This is a genomic window from Streptomyces corynorhini (genome assembly GCF_003346515.1).
Classification (GTDB): Bacteria; Actinomycetota; Actinomycetes; order Streptomycetales; family Streptomycetaceae; genus Streptomyces; species Streptomyces corynorhini.
In genome coordinates this window covers 1-836 of record NZ_QQNA01000299.1, presented here as the reverse complement: position 1 = coordinate 836, position 836 = coordinate 1, and the positions used below count along the sequence as shown (strand labels likewise).

The 836-nt window shown below is 72.5% G+C and carries 1 protein-coding gene; it reads left to right on the top strand.

All coding sequences use genetic code 11. The features are described 5' to 3' along the window. A partial coding sequence (locus DVH02_RS29715; RefSeq protein WP_147286159.1) for a ketoacyl-synthetase C-terminal extension domain-containing protein occupies positions 1–836 on the top strand: 836 nt, incomplete at both ends.

Genomic DNA, 836 nt, shown 5'->3' with positions numbered 1-836 from the left:
TGGCGGTGGTCGCGGGTTCGGCGGTGAACCAGGACGGCGCGTCGAACGGTCTCACCGCGCCGAACGGCCCCGCACAGCAGCGGGTGATCCGTGAGGCCCTGGAAGCGGCGGGCCTGTCACCGGCTGATGTGGACGCGGTGGAGGCGCACGGTACGGGGACGAAGCTCGGTGACCCCATCGAGGCGCAGGCGTTGCTGGCGACGTACGGGCAGGGGCGTGCGGACGGCAGTCCGTTGTGGTTGGGGTCGGTGAAGTCGAACATCGGCCACACGCAGGCGGCTGCCGGTGTGGCGGGTGTGATCAAGATGGTGGAAGCGCTGCGGCACGGCGAGTTGCCCGCGACGCTGCACGCGGCCGAGCCCTCCTCCCACGTCGACTGGTCGGCGGGGGAGGTACGGCTGCTCACCGAGCGGCGGGAGTGGCCTTCGGCGGCGGAGCGTCCGCGGCGTGCGGGGGTGTCCTCGTTCGGACTCAGCGGCACCAACGCGCACATCATCCTGGAACAGGCACCGCTCGACGTGGCGGAAACGGCCGAACGGCCGGAACTCCCCGTCGTACCGTGGGTGCTGTCCGCCCGCACTCCCGACGCCCTGCGCGCCCAGGCCACCCGCCTGCGGGACGCCGTACACGCCACTCCCGACGCCGCCCCCGTGGAGATCGGTGCCGCGCTGGCCACGACGCGTACCGCGTTCGAGAACCGGGCCGTCCTCCGGGGCAAGGACCGGACGGAACTCCTCTCCGCGCTCGACGCGTTGGCGGCGGGCGAGTCCAACTCCCGCACCGTGACCGGAACCGTGGGAGAGGGCAGGACCGGGTTCCTGTTCTCGGGGCAGGGT